Raw genomic sequence first — 514 nt, 5'->3', positions numbered from 1 at the left:
GCCAGGCAGGAGAAGCCGCAAGCGAAGGCGGAAGCTGAGGGTGAACGCCAGGCGCAGGCCGAAGCTGAAGATGAACGTCAAGCGGAGGCGGCTGAGCCTACAGGCGATAAGGCCAAGCCAAAGGAAGGCCAGGAGGAGCCCGCGGCAGAAGCGGGCAAGCGTGAATCCGGCGGGGAACAAGGCGAAGCCAGGCCGGCCAAAGCCAAGCCGAAGGAAGAGACGGCCGGCGGTGAGAAGGAGGCGGTTGCCGCCAAGGAGCCATCGCTCGGCGATCTGCTTGGCGGAATGGCCGGAGAGAAAGAAGCACCGGCCAAGGCCAAGAAGGTAAACATCCGGGCCGAAGAACCGGGACAGATTCTGGAGCAGCTGTCCAAGGTGCCGCCGACCCAGATGGGCGAAGCCTATGCGCAAGCTGCCCAGGCTTCGGGCGAGGCGATGTCGAAGCAGGCGCGTAAGGCGCAGCAGGGTCTGCCCGCCGTTCCTGTGCCGACCGGGCTGAAGGGCCGGGCCTTGA

The 514-nt window shown here is 66.0% G+C and carries 1 pseudogene; it reads left to right on the top strand.

Annotated elements, in window-relative coordinates:
- Window positions 1–514 (top strand): annotated as a pseudogene (locus tag F1381_RS28550) (HNH endonuclease); the annotation flags it as partial.

Origin of the sequence: Paenibacillus tengchongensis, from assembly GCF_008973665.1 — a bacterium.
Classification (GTDB): Bacteria; Bacillota; Bacilli; order Paenibacillales; family Paenibacillaceae; genus Paenibacillus_AQ; species Paenibacillus_AQ tengchongensis.
This window is presented reverse-complemented; position numbering and strand designations above follow the sequence as displayed.